The organism is Vibrio penaeicida, assembly GCF_019977755.1.
Classification (GTDB): Bacteria; Pseudomonadota; Gammaproteobacteria; order Enterobacterales; family Vibrionaceae; genus Vibrio; species Vibrio penaeicida.
On record NZ_AP025144.1, the window covers coordinates 1,356,349 to 1,374,771 of the forward strand.

The following is an 18,423-nucleotide window of genomic DNA, read 5'->3' on the forward strand; positions in this document are numbered from 1 at the left end:
AGTAGACTTTTAGTTTCAGAACATTCTGAGAAAGGCGAACTGTGTACAATCGAGTGTTTAAACGGATGGAAGCATAATGAATACTGGAACACCGGAAAGACTCTGCTTCAAATATGTCGCTCCGGACGATCGCGATTTTCTATCTTTAGTGAAGGAACTAAACAAGAGCCTAACTTCTATTACGAGTGATAGCGGTGAGAGTTCGTTCAAGGTAGAAGCGTTTAACTCGGAAAAAGATGGATATCTGGTGGGTTATTTAAATGGTGAACCGACCGTATGCGGCGGATTTCGTTATCATTCAGAATCCGCCTGCGAAATAAAACGTATGTACTCCGCGAAACCGGGGCTAGGGTCACTACTGTTGGGTGAATTGGAGTCATACGCATTCAGCAAAGGGTATCGTTCGGCTTTGCTGTCTACGAGACGAGTGAATACAAAAGCGGTTTCTTTCTACGAAAAACACGGATACCACAATATTCCAGCGTATGGGAAATATGTTGGGAGAAAGGTTTCCGTGTGCTTAGGAAAGAAACTGTAGTCGTTATCCACTCACCCATTGCACTTATTGCGCTGTCCACCCTAAATCGATGGATAAGCTTGATCCTGTTATTGATCTACCCGCATCACTGACTAAATACTTCACCATGGCTCCCACCTCTTCGGGTTCTATCATTCTTTTAATTGCGGCGTTTTTCAGCATGATCTCTTGAACGACGGAATCGTAATCCAAATTGTGGTTAGCGGCTTGGTCTGCAATTTGTTTTTCCACTAAAGGTGTTTTGACATAGGCAGGGCAGATAGCGTTCGCGGTAATGCCACATTTGCCGCCTTCTAGCGCGGAAGATTTAGTTAACCCAACTAACCCATGTTTTGCGGTCACATAAGCGGCTTTATACGGCGACGCGACTTGACCATGAATAGAAGCAATATTAATAATTCTCCCCCAATTATTGGCTTTCATTGGTGCCCAGCAGTACTTAGTGAGCAGGAAAGGGGAAGTAAGCATCACAGAAAGCATTTTAGATAAGACATTTTCAGGGAAAGTTTCTATCGGGCTAACATGCTGAAACCCTGCGTTGTTCACTAAAATGTCGATTCTGCCAAGCTTGGATAGAACTTGTTCGACAAGCGCTTTGTTGTTCGATTCCAGAGAGAGATCGGCACAGAAAAACTCGCACCCGAGTTCAAATGCCGCTTGTTTGCCTTCACTCTCATTCAAATCAGCGATAGCCACTCGGATTCCCTCGAACGCTAAAGCTTTAGCAATGGCGTATCCTATACCGCTTGTTCCACCTGTCACGATTGCGACTTTAACCATTCAGTTTCTCCTTTCCTGCTGTTGAATAACCCGCTCTCAGGTTAATGTGAGACTCGGTATAGAACAAAAACTAACCGAAATTACAGTGTAATTGAAATTGGTACGTGAGACTTTGCTGTCGATACAGGTTCAGAATTTTGGGACTTTATCATCATTGCATGGAATGAAGTTCGCAGAACCCAATTTGGTGCGCGGAAACCTTTTCAGAGATCAGTAAGATGTATAGAAATTAAGCGAATTGAAGGAGATAACAATGATAAGGCATCTACTACTTGTAGAGTTTAAAGAAGCAGCACAGCAAGAGCAGATCCAATCGTTGCTTGGCTTATTTTTGGAGATACCCAATACAGTGAAAGGTGTTGCGTCTGTTGAGTGGGGCAAAAATGATAGCCCAGAAGGGAAAAACAAAAATTATACGCATTGTATTTTTATGACGTTTGCAGATGAAGAAGGGCGTCAGAACTATTTAAAACACCCAGAGCATGAATCGTTAAAAGCGCAATTTCACCCTATCTTAGAAGACATTATCGTGCTTGATTACATCCCAACATGTTAAACCATTGGCTCTTATGCGCATGAAAGAGGGGGGGGAGCTTGGTATTGTTACGTTATCAGCTCTACTCCGAAAAAAGTTCCTTTGTTAGCAGAAGAATTTTCCGGCAAACCTTCATTTTTGAACCACGAAGACAGTTACGTTAAAAAACATTGACCAAAGCGTGGTTATTTATAGAATGCATTCCTTACGTTGTATTGATAATTTTAATTAAACAAATGAATCGAAAATTTTTTGCTGTCTCTCTGTTGATGCTCAGCAGTCAAATATCTTCTCTTGCTCACGCTAATTCCATTCTCTACGATTCCTGTGACCGAAATTCGCATGCTTATTCCAGTACCAACTGCAATGAAGATTCGAAGAAAGAAAGTGGCTTTGAATACGAGGGTTCCATATGGGAAAGTGATGAATCTGACGAACCACTTATCACTTTTATGGACCGAGGACGCTCTCCAACCGACAGTGATTGGAAAGCGATGGATATCGAAGATAAGGTACTGAACGAGCAAAGAAACGATTGTGCCCGTCGTGACGCTAATGATTGCATCATTTACGAGAATGATTAGGAAAGTGTGTTAGTCCTCAAACTGTATTGTGCCTACCGATTTTGCTTGTGAAATAAAATTGGCCACCTAAATCGTTAAGATTCTCCGCGAATCCATCCAAGAGTTTGGGTACACTTTGTTTTTTCTCAAGGTGCACTCAAAACCATGACGACTCATCACGCAACAATCCGTTGGCAAAAATTGGAAAATCAAACGTTTACTGATAGCCAATTCAGCCGTGCACATTCTTGGGAATTTGACGGTGGAATATGCCTACAAGCGTCTTCTTCTCCTTTAGTTATTCCTTCTCCTTTGTCAGATGAAACGGCTGTTGATCCAGAAGAGGCGTATGTTGCCACACTTTCGAGCTGCCATATGATGGCTTTTTTGGCGATTGCCGCTAAGCGAAGATATGTAGTGGAGCATTACGAAGACAAAGCGTTCGGAACATTATCGGAAGGTGAAGACGGAAAGCAGTGGATCAGCAACGTGTCACTAAACCCAAATGTTAACACCTATCACTTAAGGTGTTTTGAGCGTACTGGGTAACGAGTTTTACTAATACGAACGGTTCTTGGTTTGGACCGTTTTTTTCGTTTAGGTAATATGTAACGTTTTACCCGCTCCCTCATCGCTCTCAGCTTTTTGGGAACCGAACCTGGTGAAGCTATCGCGCACCACATGAGTTCATCTTGGATATCTCGAAGTGCCATCATAAAACTTATCCGTAAAGGTGACACCTTTGCTTCTTTCGCGATACGGCTTATCTCTAAGCGAACCGAGTTATAAGCAATCAATATCCCCCAAACTTCTTGCTCTATACCTTCTACCGATTGACTTCGAAGAAGTAATTCATCTTCCAACATGTCATGTTTTATTTCCCCATAACTGTTCTCTACTTCCCACCGTTCAAAATAGACATCCAGTAAGGACTGAAAGTCATATTGCCTATCGGTAAGAGAGGTCAGTACACCTTTAATATGGTTAGGTTGCTCTGATTCCGGGTACAAAGCCAGCCTCGCATACCACTTCTCGGGGAGACTCGGATCTTGCTTTCGTGCATGCGCTGACACATCCATCTCGACAATCAGATCACGCCCTTCATCATCTAACTGTTCCATGATTTTATATTGCGTATTTGATTTTATTGGGGTCATCCAGTGACTGGAACCGTGTTGGCGTTGCCAATTGAGCATCAACTCGGCACTTAAATAACATCGGTCAAAAATTGTGAGAGAGTTTGGTTTCGTTGAAGAAATGAGCTTCTTGGCGTAACTCACTTCACCCATTGAACTTGAACCAAAAGCAACATCATGGAGTAAGCGACTGCGAAGGGAGCAAAACGCGCATAGTCGAACTACGGGATATTCCGTATGTTGAGTTTTACTGTGCTTCACATACTGATAATGCTTAGCAAGCGCATGGGTACCATGAGTTCTAAATTGGGTACCATCAACCGAAAATAGCCTCAAGCCAAACCACTTATCCTCACTATCTTCCGATTTTGTCCAATGCTGAGCAGTCAACGAAAACAAAGCTTCCAATGGTTTGGCGGTTAAGCGTTTTCTAGCTTGAGGGATCGCACTAGGAGCAATGGACTCTCCCAAAGAGTTAGAAAGCTTCAGGTCTAATTTGTCTAGGACATCCGTAATCGGTCTGTCTCTATATAAACCGATACCGACAAGTAACCAAACAACGAGCTCAGCAGGCAGCTTTCTTCGCCTCAAACTGGCTTTATTGGTCACGTCGAGCGCCTGCTCTATCCATTCAAGAGGCAGCTCTTTTTGAAACAAAGCTAGAGATTCTGGAGCGGCATAATCATCAACATCAATGAGCCAGTGCGCCAACATAAAAATACCCTCAGTTCGTAAAGTTCTGAGGGTATTGTTAACCATCTGTAGGATCGTTCAACCGATCAAATGCTTAACTGATCGGTGTTAACCCAAATGTGGTTTTTTCTGGAAGTAAAATTCCAACTCCAGAACAACTTCAAAAGCTGCACACAATGGCTCACAAAAACTGTTTTATCGCGAACTCTGTGAAATCCAAAATTGAAATCCATTCGTAAGATATATACTCAAGCTACCTCAACTCTGAGGTTAACTACCTTCTAATACAGTGTAGGGGAATCAATGAAAATTATCGGCGTGGTCTTATCCATATTATTTTTGAGTGGCTGTTTAGGTATGCCAGACAAAGTACAACCAGTGCAAGAATTTGCTGGAGAGCGATATTTAGGGAAATGGTATGAAATCGCGAGGTTGGATCATTCGTTTGAGCGTGGATTAGAGCAGGTAACGGCGGAATATTCTTGGCGCGAAGATGGCGGTATTCGCGTTGTAAATCGCGGTTACTCCCTCGAAGATAAAGAGTGGAGCCAAGCGGAAGGCAAGGCGTACTTTGTTGAAGGCGATGATCAAGGTTACTTGAAGGTGTCATTCTTTGGACCGTTTTACGGTTCTTACGTGGTATTTGAACTGGAAAAAGAAGGTTATGATTACGCTTTCGTTTCGGGACCAGATAACTCCTACCTTTGGTTGTTGTCTCGTACACCTGAAGTTAGCCAAGAGATTAAGGACAAGTTTGTAGAGATCTCTAAAGCAAAAGGTTTTAACACCAGTGAGCTGATATTCGTGAATCAGCAACCTTTCAAATAGACCTATCTAATGCAGTCTCAAAGCATTTATACCTGAGCTGGGTATAAATGCGAGGCGGCTCGGATGTTCTATTCAAGTCGCTCAATAAGCTCATAAAATCGAAACACAAGTCAAATCACGTATATTGAATTTGTGGCATATTTTGCTCAAACCAGAATATGTATAGGCGAAAAATGGCTAAGTTATGGGTCAGTGCGTTAGGAGCGGCACTATTGCTGAGTGGGTGCTCCGATGCCAGCAAAATAAATCAGTGCCTCGGTTTCGATGCGCAAGACACGGTTTTTGTGATTAACGCTGACGACATTGGGATGCACCCCGATATGGATAAGGCTGTGTTTGAAATGTATGAGCAAGACATTGTTCAAACCTTCTCTTTAATGGTTCCAACACCAAATTTCAATTTCTCTGCACGTTATGCTATCAGCAATAAAGCACCAGTTGGTCTGCATCTAACACTGACCAACGAATGGCAAGAAGCCAATAGTTGGACGCCATTACTCAGCCAAGAAGAGGTCCCTTCGCTATACAACGAAAAAGGCTTCATGTGGCCAACGGGAGATGAACTCGCAGAGCACGCAAATATCAAAGACGTGCGCAAAGAACTGGAAGCGCAAATCGACCTCGCATTAGAAATGGGGCTTGATGTGACTCATCTTGATTTCCACATGCTGTATTGGGCATATCGAGAAGATTTCTGGGATGTCACCCTTAGTATCGCAAAGCACTACAAACTGCCTATTATTGTTCAGCACCACTGGATGAGTCAGCGTGAGCAGCGGAGCCGAACCGCGACTCTGCAATGGAAAGGATTCTTCTCTCCAGATGTATTTTGGATGTATTACAACCCGACAGACAGGTTAATGGATGAGGGGCTAAGCAAAGTCCAATATCAAGAAATGTTTGAAGATGCCAAGCCAGCCCTTCATCACGTCGCGATTCACCCTGCATTTCGAACCGACAGTGCCAAGCAGCAATTCAGAGACGCTGAATTACGATTTGATGAATATCGTGTTTGGACCGATGGTTCACTTAAAAAAGCAATAAAAGAGAACAACATTCAATTTACGGATTATCGAGAGTTAAAAAAATTGATGACGGAAGGGAGTAACTGCTTAAATTAGCCTCTTCATTGACAGGTCAACCGATATGATACGCCCATTGAATCAAATCAATGGGCGTATTGTTTTTATCTAAGGCTAACGCCTGTCGATTTACCTTTCTATATAAAAACTTAGCGGAAGAAGTTTATCGGCATTTCCAACATTTTCCGTTGACCTTATTGCTAAACCAATCCGTGTTTGTTTTGCCCCCAGATTCCGCCCATGTTTTTAAATATGGGTATGCTACAGCAGCATCGGTGTTTTCGTGAGGGTGCAGCCATTCACTTTGAACATCAAGCGCCCAAGGTAAGCCCGCTGATGTTTGGTAGAAACGTTCTGCTGCTGAATCGGAGTTATCGACTCCAGATCCAAATAGGCTGGTATCTGCCAAATCGGTATTGGGCTGATTCATTAAATGTACTTCTGTACCTCGGCTGTAAGTCGCATAAATAAAGGGATTTATGATGGAGCTAGAGAACGACTCAAGTGCCGTGCTCAGCACAACCGAAACCCGATAATCGACGCCATCTCGCTCGTCGGTGTTGTTGGTATTGAAGAAACTGAATGACCCATTGGAAGGCAGTATGTCGTGGATATTGCTGAATGCAATAAAGACCATTTCACCGCTATGTCCGCTTTCAGGTGACAAGCTGGATTGGACGCCTGCAACAGTTTTCGTCATGCTCGATACATGGCTTGCTTCAATGCCGCTAAGCGAAACACCAAAGCCATTGGCTCGGCTAGCACCACGAGCGACAGCCTGTCCAATGTAATCGAAGCGCGTCATTTCATTATCGGCATTGGTATAGACTTCGTAAGCGTATCGCGTTACAAAATCGTTTAGGTCGTAATCACCTTCATTTGGCCACTGATCCTCAAAGCTCAACGTATACCAGCCAGAGGTTGGGGTGCGGCTGTAGAAGGCTATTGTTGGATCATTTGGAGCGTAGTCTTCCGCATCCATTACTCCATCACCATCGGTATCACCAATGACCGGCCACGTGATTTCTGCTACGCCACTGATCAAACCGTTACTGTCCACGGCATACACCTGTACTTTCCATTGTTCGTTAAGACTCGTTTCGCTTGAAGGTAAAGTTGCGCCTGAGTTATTGGACTTACCAGCGAACTCGTCATCAACGAAATACCCTTGTCCAACGTCTACAAACCAGCGGTAGACGTAAGACACGCTATCGCCATCTGGGTCGGTAGGAGTAGGTCCTGTCACAGTAACCACAAGATCTTCGTTAACGCCCGTTCCTGTGTTTCGGCTCAGTGTTGGAGTATAGGGTGGGTCATTTGGAATAATGATATAGGTGACGGTCATTAGGCTGTATTTCAGCGTCGTTTTCCATGTTCTTCTCGCCATGTCGATATCAAGATCCACATCGATGATGCCATCCGATAGTGAGGCTACTGGAAGGTCAAACACCGTTGTAGACCAAGTTCGATTCGTTCCTTGCAAAAAGCCGGGCGAGAGCATGGAGCCATCGACAGAAATACTGTCGTATTCCCCGTTTTCGCCATGGCTGGGCTCTGAATCAATATCGTAGGCGTAAATGGTGAGTGTTGATTCCGTAACCTGAGCCCCTGTAGGCAAAGAGATACTGTGTTGCCAAGAGTAATCTTGGTCTTTACCGCTGTAGATATCAAACCCGTAGCCAGAAGGTGCAACGTAATGCGGTGACGTACTGTTTGCGTTGATTTTTTGAGTGATAGTGACGGAACCATCATTATTGGTTACGGTGTTATCCTCCGACGCAGCGCCTAACGCAGAGGTACTGCATAAAGCTAGCGAGAGAAGAAACCACGCAGTTTGATGTGTTTTTCTAATGATCATAGCAGCCTCCTAATCCGTGCCTAATACAAGGTCGCAACCCACATTAATCTGATTCGTTAAATCTGAAATGGACGTCACGCTAGTGCAGTTTTCTCCATCCACCGTGGTTGTCACTTTGATGGATTGCCAGTTGGATGAAAGTCGAAGTTCACTTTGTATTTGACCCATAGAATCGGTTCTTCCAGTGAAGAATGGAATGGGATCTGCGCTGGATGATGTCATGCTGTAGATTTTTAAAATATGGTGCCCACGTATGTTGGCGTTAACCCCATCGACTTGAGTCATGTTACTGACGACACTGAATGTGATTTGTTGGTTGGACGAGCCTTTCCAATCAAACCCACTAGGCACAGTAATATCTTTAAATTCTGAGCTTGAAATTGGTGCTGAAGGGGAGGGTGACCCAGAACTGCTACTATCGCCGCCACCACATGCTGAAAGCATCAAGGCGGCTATGGTTACTGAAATGGCATTTTGTGTGATATTCATCATTCACCCCGCTAGCTAGTATAGATTTTGGATTTATTCCTAATTGTGGTTGCAGCAAGCGGTGTGCCAAATTTAATAGCTTGAATTTTAATGTTTTTTATTTTTTCGAGTTGGATTTTGTCTAATTGAGAATCAATTTAGAAGGTCAAAAAGCGAAGTGGAAAGGAGGGAAATACAGTAGGAGCACTGCCAATTTGGCTATCGGTATATACCAACACCACACTCCTACGTATAGAACTAAAACTGAATTGCGAGCGGTAGTTACTGAGTAGCAGCCTTAGCAAAATTACTTAATGCTTGTTTCACTTTACCGATAACTTTTTCACACTTGTTCTCAGAATTCATGTCCAATCCATGACGAGTGTTGAGGTAGTCAGGGCTATTGTAAGACAACCAATTTTCCCCTGCTTCGTCTTGCCAAATGAGCATTTTTTGCGGCAAGTCGATAGCAGCGGTTTGGCTGCATTTCATCAATGGTGTGCCGACTTTTGGATTACCAAAAATAACTAGACGGGTGGGTCTGAGTTCCATTCCCACTTTCTTTGCACCTTCATCATGTTTGATTTGGGTGAAAACGGTCATGCCTTTTTTCTCAAGAACAGTCACAAGGTTCTGAGTTGTTTGATCGACATTGTGATTGCTTTTTATGGTTACAAGGCCGTTTTCAGCAATGGCCGAGTAGGACAAAAGGCATGAAAACACGCCAATAGCGATGGTTTTTTTCATTTTGATTCCTCTGGAAGTAAAGTCAATATTACTGAGTGCATTGACGTTCCTCCAATTCCCCATTCAGAGAGAACAATCGTTTAGCAGAATAAGGCAGAACATAGGTTCTGCCAAGGTTCAACCTATTGAATTCGTTTAATTCTTACTTTGGCGACAGCGCCTTGCCAGTCATAGGCAGACTGCGCAAGATCGGCCTCACCGTGGATACCAGGGCTTGGGTAAACATAACCTTCATCTGTGTCAGTTGCAGCAGAGAATGGCGAACCGCCACATTGAGGACCCGGAATATTCGCGCATAATTCATCGTTGGCTTCTGTGCCAGCATCGTATGCGTGCATTTGGTAGGTCACCGATTTACCAATGTACCTAGGCAGTCGTTTTCCGCGGAGTGATACCATTGTGTCATTGGTGGGAAGCAGCATGGAAATAAGGCTCAATCGGCTATGCGGGCGAGTTGATGTGATTTCAAACGACACGCTTTGGCCATTATTGAGCAAGCCTGCTGAAGATGAGGTAGCTGATACGTAGTTAGAGCCATCAAGTTGAGCTTGCAAGGGGGCAATATCACCGCCTTCTGCAACGCGCTCAACGTTATCAGAGACAGGTTCCCCGAGTTGAAAAAGCTGATGTCTTGGTAAGTGGGTTGCACCAAGAAAAGGCGTAAACGATATGCCTTTTGTCAGGTTCGTTACGGTGACTTCGTAGACTCTTTCTTGATGGTAGTAATAAGAGTTGGCGAGCAATGAAGGTGAAAGACTAAAGAGTGCTAAAGAGATGAGTGTTTTTGTTGTGTTTTTCATGCGAAAACCTCGCGTGTCGTTATTTAAAAGTCATAACGACTATACGCTCAGCCTTTGCTCGAATAACTCACAGAAAGCTCACAAATGCATCACAAAAGATGCTCGCGCTATCATTCTTAAGCGCGAGCATATTGAATCATAAGGGCACCCAACTGCAAGAGCATTCAACCACAAGTACACTCTATAGCAGAAGGCTAGTTCGACTTTTTGGTTTCCCAGTGCGTAATAAAAGCGACGGCACCAATAATAATGGCGGCGCCAAGCCATAGCCGCCCAGGTGGAACCCAGCCAAATACCATCCACCCAGCCAACACGTTTAGAGGAAGTTTTGCGTGATCAAAGGGTTGTACAAACGATGCATCGGCAACGGCGTAAGCTTTCACAATTGCCCATTGCGCTAGCGCTGTCATCGCTCCTGCGGCAATCAACACTGCCCATAAATTCCACGTGCTAGGCATAGAAAAATCGGGTAGCGCCAACAATAGATTAAATGGGGTGATCAGCAAAAGAAGGTACACGACCATAGTGGAAGGTGGATCGTTCACTGATAACTTTTTCACCATAATGGAATAACATGCCCAGAAAAATGCAGCACCGACAGGCAATAGTGTCGCCCAGCTAAAGTCGTCTGCCCATGGCTCTAAAATAATCATGGCACCAGCAAAGCCTGCCAATGTCGCAAACCAGCGAGCAGCCCCCACTTTTTCTTTTAGGATCAAACCTGAACCAACGGTGGCGAAAAGCGGTGATGTCATTAGCAATGCGATGCCTTGCCAAATAGGGACAGGGTACGCCAGTGCCCACAGCCAAAGTTGTATACCAATAACGGAGAGAAAAACCCGCATTGCATGCCACCCAAAATGTTGAGTTTTGAGTGATTGGCGAATGCCTAGCGTTCTTAGATACGGGAGAATAACCAATAGCGCAATCCCATATTGGAGCAGCGCTACGGTGGTGGACGGAACGCCAAAGTTAATACTTGCGACTTGAGCAAGGCTATTAACAATGGCGAAAGCCATTCCGGCGGTAAGCATCCAAGACGCACCGCGTATAGGGTTATGTTGTTGAGTGTGCATAAAAGTGGTGAATAAAAATTGTGTTTTTAAATCATACGTTTTATTCACCATTAAGCCAACGCTTGTGACACGACAAATCTATTCAAAAAAATTGAATGAATTTGATGCTGGTCGAATATAAAGGCTTAACCAAGCTAAGCGCTCTAGATCACCTCTCGGGTTCAGCTTTTCGCCTTTCGGATTGAGCCAATAGTGCTTCTTGGTATTGTTGTTTCGACTCGCCTTTGTCTAATACCGATTTGAGTAACTGTTTCATGGTTTGAGGCGCTAATTCACCAACGGGTGCGTCTGTATCTAAATTGGTGGGGAAAGAGTAACCATCAGCCGAGGCTGTAAGAATGGCGTCTTTTTCCAATTCGTTCAGTGTTCCTGATTGCCAATGTACACTTAGGTTATCGAAGAGCGTTGACGATACCTTTGCTAAATCTACCGTTTCCATCGGTTTCGCAAACGCAGAGGATATTTGAAGTAAGTTGGCGCAGCGCTGCACGTCTTGTGTGTCGTTTTGTCCTGCTGCGTGCACGATGGCTGGGTTAAAAAAGAGGGCATCGCCTTTGGATAACGGCAGTTGCACACAGTGATCTTCGAAGTACTGTTGAAATATGGGCTCTCTGCACGAGACATACCCTAATGGGTAGTGTTGTGAGTAAGGTAAAAGCTTGGTCGGACCGCTCTCTAGCGGCATATCACTGTGTGCGATAGCTCCTTGCAGAGTCAATAATGCCGACATTTGCTGAGCATGAACGGGGTATTGGCTTAACGTATCTGCGTGTTGAAAACCAAGGTGGTAATCGCGATGAGACTGTTGTGCGCGTCCCCCTGGACGAACAATATTCACCTGAGAGGTAACTTGGTAGTTTCCGCCAAGCCAAGACTCTGAAACCAATTTAAGCAAAGGGTTCTTGTAGTAATTGATGAATACGTCTGGGTTCGCCAACGCACTTTTTTGAAACACATTCCAGATACGCCCATTGGCCGTTGCCCCTGCTTGAGCGAAATGATCGCCTTCACCAAACCCTAGCTCCGATGCCAGAATGTCATTAAAAACATGACTCATCGAATCGACGATTTGGGTATCCGAGAAAAAGTGCTTAATGACGACAATACCGCCTCCCATCAGAAAAATACTCGCTAATTCTTCTTTGATCGTGTCCCAGTTTTCGGAATCAATTTGGTGCGCATCGTAAATGACAATACCTTGATGCACTTCAGATGGCCATTTGAGTGCAAATTCTGAAGAGGGAACACGACTGGTGACAAAGTCTTCTAAACTGATGTTGTCTTTGTTCGCAAACATTGGAAATTTAGAGTTCGAGTACATGGGGTTTCTCCTTTTCCCTAAGTAGTGTCTTACCGTTGTTTTACTGTATCCGATGGATATCTGTAACCCTTTGATTTTTTGTTTTCCGCCAGATGTTATTCCGCATTCTTATGCAAATGTGCGGTTAAATTCTAGCCAATCATCACACTTTTGGGAATCACTTTTTGAATTAACTGTTTCATTTGCTCTTTATGTGAAATATTTATTTCCATCAAAGGCAACCCAGCACATCACCATCAAGTTGTGCAGCAATGTGGAGAAAAAATGGATGTCTGATTTACTTTCTAAACGGAAAAGTCGGGACGAACAGAACCGTATACAGCACATTACACCTGCGTCGGCGGGTTGGACGTACATTGGTTTTGACGTTGTGCAACTCACGAGTGGTCAAACCCAAAGTTTTGAAGCCGTAGAAGGACAAGAAGTTTGTATTGTACTGGTTTCAGGCAAGGCAAGGGCGACATTAGCCGGGGAGAGTTTGGGGGAGATAGGGGAGAGGATGTCACCATTCGACAAGATCAAACCTTATGCTGTTTACCTTTCAAACGGAGCTGTATGCACATTAAACGCTCAAACAGATTTAGAGCTAGCAGTGTGCCGAGCTCCGGGCAAAGGCACGCACCCATCGCGACTGATCTCTCCTAAAGACATAGGTGCCGAGCATCGTGGCAATGGCCGAAATCAGCGGTTTGTGCATAACATTTTGCCCGACGACAAACCCGCAGACAGTTTGCTGGTTGTTGAAGTTTATACCGATGAAGGGTGCACAAGTTCTTACCCCAGTCATAAGCACGATCAAGACGATCCGCCGAATGAAACTTTGCTAGAAGAAACGTACTACCACCGGCTGAATCCAGAACAAGGATTTTGTTTTCAGCGAGTGTACACCGATGATCGTACGTTGGACGAATCCATGGCGGTGTATGACCGCGATGTTGTTCAGGTACCTAAAGGTTATCACCCTGTCGCGACCGTAGCTGGTTATGACAGCTACTATTTAAATGTGATGGCTGGCCCAGTAAGACAATGGTTGTTTACATGGGAAAAAGACCATCAATGGGTTAATACTGACGAATATAAAAAGATGGATTAAAACATGTTTAATATTGCTCTATTTGGTGCCGGACGCATTGGTCAGGTACATGCTGCCAACATTTCTTCACACCCAAAAACTAACCTTACGGCGATTATCGACCCTTATGAAAAGGGCGCTCTTATGTTGGCAGAGAAATACGATGCGCAAGTTATGTCGATACAGGATGCGATGGAAAATCCGAGTATTCACGCGGTTTGCATTGGCTCGGCAACGGATACCCATGCTGATTTGATTGAACTTGCAGCGAAATCGAACAAGGCTATTTTTTGTGAAAAGCCCATTGATTTAAGCCTAGAGCGAGTGCGTCAATGTCTTGCGACTGTTTCTACTCATCAAGTACCGATGTTGGTGGGGTTCAATCGCCGATACGATCCTCATTTTTCTGCGCTCCAGCAACAGTATGCTAAAGGGGCGATCGGTAAAGCTGAGTCGTTAGTGATTACGTCTCGTGACCCCGCTCCACCGCCAGTTGAGTATGTCAAAGTCTCTGGTGGTTTGTTTCGAGACATGGCAATTCACGATTTTGATATGGCGCGATTCATACTAGGAGAGGATCCTATTTCTGTGATGGCCCATGGCAGTTGTATGGTGGATGAAGAGATCGGAAAAGCAGGTGATATCGACACGGCGGTAACGGTTCTCTCTTTCCCTTCTGGTGCTACCGCAACGATCATTAATAGTCGTCGATCTGGATACAGCTATGATCAACGCGCAGAACTTCATGGAAGTGAAGGGATGTTACGTGTAGAAAATTTGCCGGAAAATTTGGTTCAGCAATGGGATGAATCTGGTGTGCAATCAGCGAAACCTCAGCCGTTTTTTCTAGAAAGATACGAAAAAGCTTATCAAGTTGAATGGCAACATTTTGTGGATATCCTCGAAAGAAAAACAGCGCCTTTATGCAGCGGATATGATGGTGAGATTGCTTTAGTAATTGCTGAAGCTGCCACCAAATCTATGCGTTCAGGGCAGCCTGTTTCGCTATAAGAAAACTGTAAATAGAGGCAACTATGAAGCCAATGAAACGGCAATGGTCTGTGCGAGACACAGCGTTGCAGACTGAGCTCTAAAGCCGTCTACATTGGCTTCATTCACAACAAAATTCACATCAGAAAGCTCTGCAATGGGGCTGACTTGGCTGTCTGTAATTGTGACCTGTTTTGCACCTTTTTGTTGAGCAGAGCTTACCCAGTCGTGTGTTTCCTGGGCGTACGGGGTAAAGCTGATCGAAATAACCGCATCTTTTTTGGTGACCATCGCAAGCTGTTCATTGTACATACCACCTAATCCATCAATCAGCATGACTCGTTTGCCTAAATGACGTAAGGCATACACAAAGTACGACGCCACACTGAATGAACGGCGCATTCCTACTACATAAACACATTCTGCTTCGTCCAACAGTTTGACTGCTTTGTTCAAATCATCTTCTTCGATTTTGTTTGCCAGTTGCTCTAGAGAGTGGGCATTAGCGTGTGCGAAGGAATGCAAGCGAGAAATCGGTGTGCTTGGTTTAATTTCGTCTGGAGACATGGCTTTTACAAGCTTTACCCGATCTGAATAATTGCTGGTTTCTTCCACCATGTTTTGGCGATACAGTTGCTTTATCTCATTGAAGCCATTGAAGCCCAATGCGCTGGCAAATCGAATCAGTGTTGAAGGAGGGACATCGGCGTTACTGGCAATAACGGCAACCGTATCAAATGCCACATTATCAGGGTTATCCAGTAGATACTGACCCACTTGTTGAAGGCGTCGGCTTAAGCTGCCGTATTCTTTTCGGATACGATCTTGTAACTCATTGAGTGTTGTTACGGGTTTCATGTAGCGTCCAAATAAGTGAAAGTGAGAAGGAAAACGTCCTTCTATATTTCGAGATTACTTCATTTGGAATAAACATTTCAATCCTGTGTATCAGATTCGTGAGAGCTGCCCCTATACCTATATATCCAAATGCCTATATACCCAAATATCTATATAGCCATGTGACCTCAAAGTGCTTCGTTCAGCGAGAATTACCCGGTTTTCAAACAAGGCACCAGTACAAAAATAAAATTTAACCGTGAGTCGGTAGCCCGACTTAAATTTGTGACTTTGAACCAACAATGACAAATCTATTCGGTCATTTTTTTGGGGAAGATAAGCTAATTGATGAATAAATCAGTTATCAGCGATTGCTTAATCTCTCTCTTTTAATAGGATTATTTGCGAGTTTGCTTTTTCACGCTTCTTTTTAGTAGCTGTAGACGATAGGAGCCTTCACAAAAGTATAACATTCTTAGGGTGGACACTTTATGGGCTTAGATAATGAAATTCTTGCTACTTTGCAAATGTACACTAAGGCATTATCGGTCTCCCTCAAATACCGTGATTTTGGACAACACCGGCATTATTGGAAATAAAGAACGCTCAGACTCTCTTTCTGGTATCGATAGGTTTGGTATTCCTTTGTTAGCCGTTTCCGTTTGTGTAGGAGCACTTGCACTAGTGGGGCAGTTACCTGGTATTCCTGCGTTGCTTTAGGTCAAGAAATGATTTAGGTCTGGAATTGCTATAGCTCTAGAACTTTTCAAGCATAACTGGTTGTAAGTAAAGAAGAGGGAGAGCTCATGCCAAATCGAGCTCTCCAAACTCAACTTGGGTTAAAGGGTGATTGTTTTGTCTTTGAAGACCAGTTTTTCTATATGGCTTAAGTTGTTTTTACCGTCTCTGCGTTGTTGCTTGTCTTTAATGGTAACTGAGCCGTCGCTATGCTTTTCGATTGTGTAAGCCGAAGCGTTTCCTGAAAAGAACACTTTGTTTGTTGCTGCGTTTCCAGTGATTTCATTGTCCATAGAATTGACGATTACATTCGAAGGATTCGATCCCGTTAATGTAATGTTTTTAAGGTATTGAGAATGGTGAGTATAGGGAACGGATTCGTTAAAACGTAAGCTAAAATCACCAGTAAAACTTCCATCAATTCGAGCATTGTATGTGAGGTAAGAGTGGAAGAATTTATTGTTCATTAATTCCGCACCAAGGGTGTCTTCCAGAGCAATTTCCTTACGGCTTTTTGCGGTATAAATTCCCCACATTCCATGCTTATTGCTTTCCGACCAAGCCCCCCATAGACCGTAGTAGGAATCAATGACTGATGCGAGATATTCTTGTGACAGGCTGTTTTCTTCTGTCAGTTCATTTATCCAGTTTTTTTGGTCAATACCCCCTCCCCACAATCGGTGCGCTAAGGCGTAATATTGCGCTTGCCGTATTTCAGCTTGAAACGCTGGCAGTGCTCCCATGAACGTATCTTCTTGATCAATACCGATTCCGCAGTCGTGAACCAAGTGCAGAATTTCTTCAAATGTCGCGTCGCGGTGGTCGTAGTTTTGATTGATATACCATTTGTGCCCTTCAACTTGGATTTCATTTTGGTACAGCGGTTGACCACCTAAATCCGAGGCAGGGTTAGAACCATCGTCCTCACCATTCAGAAGCAAGAGTACTGCATTGTTATCTGCCATTTTGTTGGCGACTTGGGTTTTGTCTGATCCAAACTGTGAATTGAGGAGAGGGGTTAAGTAATGCTCTAACACCGATCTCGCACGAACAATTTGATTGTCTGATAGCTCGTTTTGCGCGATCAGGTGTATTGCCTTTCCATTTGGCGCAAGTACTTTTGTGTAGCGATTGAATTTCATTTCAATGCTGTAGGTTTCTGAAAGTGTGTCGGGTACATCTTCAATTCCTAGGCTTTTTGTTTCTTCAGAAAGAGGAATAAAAGCGGCAGAGGCATTACTTGTGCTGTTACAGCCAGTTAAGTTAAACGTGATGGATGTGGCAAGCAAACTAGTAAGAACGAAACGCTTCATTTTGGTATCCCGCTGTGCACTTCGTCAGAGGCGAAGTGTTGGCTATGTGGTTATATCAGTAGATCTTAGCATTTCATGAATTAATCGTGTGTTGGGTAAGCGAATGTAAGGGTGAGTCTTCTAACTTTCTCCCCAGTATTTCTTATTCTTAAAGAGTATTAAATTATCGTTTTTCGATAATTTAATGTTGATCTTCGATTCTTTACGATTTAGTATGCGCTTATGCAATCAGATGAGATTCACCTAATGTCAAAGATCCAAAATCAAAGCCGCCGCGTGCGAATTCTATTTCAATGTTTGTTTGTATTAACGCCTATTATGGTTTGTTACTACTGGCTAACGGTGGAGACGCCGTATGACTTTTTAACCTCAATGGGCATCATTGAAATGAGCTTCAAGACTAATGATTTCACCTCCTTACCTTTGTCTATCAGCACCCGGGTATACATAATGATCGCGAGTTTGATGTTGTGCAGCATTATTATGTATGCGCTGACGCTGTTAATCCGGCTGTTCAAGAACTACGAACGCGATGAAATCTTTTCGTTGGAGAATGCCAATTACTACCAAAAGCTCGGCTACAGCTTGTTTTACTGGGTTGGTGGTTCGCTCATTTATGGCGCAGCAACATCAGTGATTCTGTCGTTCAACAACACACCTGGTAAACGTATGTTGTCGGTAACTTTTGAAGGTCTGGATTTGCTGACGCTTATGTTTGGCTTTATCGTGGTGATCATTTCTTGGGTAATGAAAGAAGGTCATGCACTTGCAGACGAAAACCGCCATACCATTTAAGGGCTTATCATGACGATTTGTATTAATTTAGATGTAATGATGGCCAAAAGGAAAATGCGATTAAAGACGCTGGCTCAAGAAGTGGGGATTACCGAAGCTAATTTGTCGGTGTTAAAGAATGGCAAAGCAAAAGCCGTACGTTTTTCAACGTTAGAAAAGTTGTGTGAAGTACTTGAATGCCAACCGGGTGATATCTTGGAGTATCAAGCAGAGCAATCAGAGTGATTTTCTAAGGTCGCAGGAAGGTTGGACA

At 43.8% G+C, this 18,423-nt stretch carries 21 protein-coding genes and 1 pseudogene; 12 read left to right on the forward strand and 10 right to left on the reverse strand.

What is annotated here, in order from left to right; all coding sequences use genetic code 11:
- Nucleotides 1-76 precede the first annotated feature (76 nt).
- Nucleotides 77-538 (forward strand): GNAT family N-acetyltransferase, encoded by a 462-nt coding sequence (locus LDO37_RS06365; protein ID WP_126606055.1) that lies wholly within the window; start codon nucleotides 77-79, stop codon nucleotides 536-538.
- Nucleotides 539-562: 24 nt separating this feature from the next.
- Here LDO37_RS06365 and LDO37_RS06370 read toward each other — a convergent pair whose 3' ends face one another.
- The gene (locus LDO37_RS06370) at nucleotides 563-1,318 is read right to left on the reverse strand and encodes a 3-hydroxybutyrate dehydrogenase (RefSeq protein WP_126606054.1); all 756 of its coding nucleotides are present in this window, start codon (nucleotides 1,316-1,318) and stop codon (nucleotides 563-565) included.
- 253 nt (nucleotides 1,319-1,571) lie between these two features.
- Here LDO37_RS06370 and LDO37_RS06375 point away from each other — a divergent pair, with 253 nt between their 5' ends.
- The 3 genes from LDO37_RS06375 (at nucleotide 1,572) to LDO37_RS06385 (ending at nucleotide 2,965) form a co-directional block, all read left to right on the forward strand.
- A complete protein-coding gene (locus LDO37_RS06375) occupies nucleotides 1,572-1,874 on the forward strand; it encodes a Dabb family protein (protein WP_126606053.1) in 303 nt (100 codons plus the stop codon).
- Nucleotides 1,875-2,089: 215 nt separating this feature from the next.
- Entirely contained in the window at nucleotides 2,090-2,437 is a 348-nt protein-coding gene (locus LDO37_RS06380; protein WP_126606052.1) for a hypothetical protein, read from the forward strand.
- A gap of 144 nt (nucleotides 2,438-2,581) precedes the next feature.
- On the forward strand, nucleotides 2,582-2,965 hold the full coding sequence (locus tag LDO37_RS06385; RefSeq protein ID WP_224055364.1) for an OsmC family protein: 384 nt from the start codon (nucleotides 2,582-2,584) through the stop codon (nucleotides 2,963-2,965).
- Here the strand turns inward: LDO37_RS06385 and LDO37_RS06390 are convergent.
- Nucleotides 2,935-4,266, reverse strand: coding sequence for an IS4 family transposase (locus tag LDO37_RS06390; RefSeq protein WP_224055365.1), 1,332 nt, complete (start codon nucleotides 4,264-4,266; stop codon nucleotides 2,935-2,937). The two genes, LDO37_RS06385 and LDO37_RS06390, sit on opposite strands and share 31 nt — an antisense overlap.
- Before the next feature lie 92 nt (nucleotides 4,267-4,358).
- On the opposite strand from LDO37_RS06390, the pseudogene LDO37_RS06395 reads away from it, so the two are divergent.
- The 3 genes and pseudogenes from LDO37_RS06395 to LDO37_RS06405 all read left to right on the forward strand — a co-directional run.
- Nucleotides 4,359-4,484 (forward strand): annotated as a pseudogene (locus LDO37_RS06395) (OsmC family protein); the annotation flags it as partial.
- A 64-nt stretch (nucleotides 4,485-4,548) separates the two neighbouring features.
- A complete protein-coding gene (locus LDO37_RS06400) occupies nucleotides 4,549-5,073 on the forward strand; it encodes a lipocalin family protein (RefSeq protein WP_126606049.1) in 525 nt (174 codons plus the stop codon).
- Nucleotides 5,074-5,246: 173 nt separating this feature from the next.
- Nucleotides 5,247-6,194 (forward strand): polysaccharide deacetylase family protein, encoded by a 948-nt coding sequence (locus LDO37_RS06405; protein WP_185829695.1) that lies wholly within the window; start codon nucleotides 5,247-5,249, stop codon nucleotides 6,192-6,194.
- 124 nt (nucleotides 6,195-6,318) lie between these two features.
- Here the strand turns inward: LDO37_RS06405 and LDO37_RS06410 are convergent, their stop codons facing one another.
- The 6 genes from LDO37_RS06410 to LDO37_RS06435 all read right to left on the reverse strand — a co-directional run bounded on the left by LDO37_RS06410 (nucleotide 6,319) and on the right by LDO37_RS06435 (nucleotide 12,425).
- Nucleotides 6,319-8,007, reverse strand: coding sequence for an LruC domain-containing protein (locus LDO37_RS06410; RefSeq protein WP_399481209.1), 1,689 nt, complete (start codon nucleotides 8,005-8,007; stop codon nucleotides 6,319-6,321).
- A gap of 15 nt (nucleotides 8,008-8,022) precedes the next feature.
- Complete coding sequence (locus LDO37_RS06415; protein WP_224056054.1) at nucleotides 8,023-8,502, reverse strand: hypothetical protein; 480 nt, start codon at nucleotides 8,500-8,502, stop codon at nucleotides 8,023-8,025.
- Between the two features lie 261 nt (nucleotides 8,503-8,763).
- A complete protein-coding gene (locus tag LDO37_RS06420; RefSeq protein ID WP_126606046.1) occupies nucleotides 8,764-9,228 on the reverse strand; it encodes a DUF302 domain-containing protein in 465 nt (154 codons plus the stop codon).
- A gap of 122 nt (nucleotides 9,229-9,350) precedes the next feature.
- Nucleotides 9,351-10,028: a spondin domain-containing protein gene (locus tag LDO37_RS06425; protein WP_126606045.1), complete on the reverse strand. Its 678-nt coding sequence runs from the start codon at nucleotides 10,026-10,028 to the stop codon at nucleotides 9,351-9,353.
- Between the two features lie 194 nt (nucleotides 10,029-10,222).
- A complete protein-coding gene (locus LDO37_RS06430; protein ID WP_126606082.1) occupies nucleotides 10,223-11,104 on the reverse strand; it encodes a DMT family transporter in 882 nt (293 codons plus the stop codon).
- A gap of 148 nt (nucleotides 11,105-11,252) precedes the next feature.
- Nucleotides 11,253-12,425, reverse strand: coding sequence for a phytanoyl-CoA dioxygenase family protein (locus LDO37_RS06435; protein ID WP_126606044.1), 1,173 nt, complete (start codon nucleotides 12,423-12,425; stop codon nucleotides 11,253-11,255).
- A 268-nt stretch (nucleotides 12,426-12,693) separates the two neighbouring features.
- On the opposite strand from LDO37_RS06435, the gene iolB reads away from it, so the two are divergent.
- Together iolB and iolG are read left to right on the forward strand one after the other, a co-directional pair.
- Nucleotides 12,694-13,518 carry a 5-deoxy-glucuronate isomerase gene (gene iolB / locus LDO37_RS06440; protein WP_126606043.1) on the forward strand — a complete coding sequence of 275 codons (825 nt, stop codon included), beginning with the start codon at nucleotides 12,694-12,696 and terminating at the stop codon, nucleotides 13,516-13,518.
- Between the two features lie 3 nt (nucleotides 13,519-13,521).
- Nucleotides 13,522-14,508 carry an inositol 2-dehydrogenase gene (iolG, locus tag LDO37_RS06445; RefSeq protein ID WP_126606042.1) on the forward strand — a complete coding sequence of 329 codons (987 nt, stop codon included), beginning with the start codon at nucleotides 13,522-13,524 and terminating at the stop codon, nucleotides 14,506-14,508.
- A 21-nt stretch (nucleotides 14,509-14,529) separates the two neighbouring features.
- Here iolG and LDO37_RS06450 read toward each other — a convergent pair whose 3' ends face one another.
- Complete coding sequence (locus LDO37_RS06450; RefSeq protein WP_126606041.1) at nucleotides 14,530-15,345, reverse strand: MurR/RpiR family transcriptional regulator; 816 nt, start codon at nucleotides 15,343-15,345, stop codon at nucleotides 14,530-14,532.
- A gap of 483 nt (nucleotides 15,346-15,828) precedes the next feature.
- Between LDO37_RS06450 and LDO37_RS06455 the strand changes: the two genes are divergently transcribed.
- Nucleotides 15,829-16,044, forward strand: coding sequence for a DUF3360 family protein (locus LDO37_RS06455; RefSeq protein WP_126606040.1), 216 nt, complete (start codon nucleotides 15,829-15,831; stop codon nucleotides 16,042-16,044).
- 119 nt (nucleotides 16,045-16,163) lie between these two features.
- Here the strand turns inward: LDO37_RS06455 and LDO37_RS06460 are convergent, their stop codons facing one another.
- Nucleotides 16,164-17,375, reverse strand: coding sequence for a hypothetical protein (locus tag LDO37_RS06460; RefSeq protein ID WP_126606039.1), 1,212 nt, complete (start codon nucleotides 17,373-17,375; stop codon nucleotides 16,164-16,166).
- Nucleotides 17,376-17,621: 246 nt separating this feature from the next.
- Here LDO37_RS06460 and LDO37_RS06465 point away from each other — a divergent pair, with 246 nt between their 5' ends.
- Nucleotides 17,622-18,170 carry a DUF2975 domain-containing protein gene (locus tag LDO37_RS06465; protein ID WP_126606038.1) on the forward strand — a complete coding sequence of 183 codons (549 nt, stop codon included), beginning with the start codon at nucleotides 17,622-17,624 and terminating at the stop codon, nucleotides 18,168-18,170.
- Between the two features lie 9 nt (nucleotides 18,171-18,179).
- Nucleotides 18,180-18,395, forward strand: coding sequence for a helix-turn-helix domain-containing protein (locus LDO37_RS06470; RefSeq protein WP_101112259.1), 216 nt, complete (start codon nucleotides 18,180-18,182; stop codon nucleotides 18,393-18,395).
- The last annotated feature ends 28 nt before the right edge of the window (nucleotides 18,396-18,423 follow it).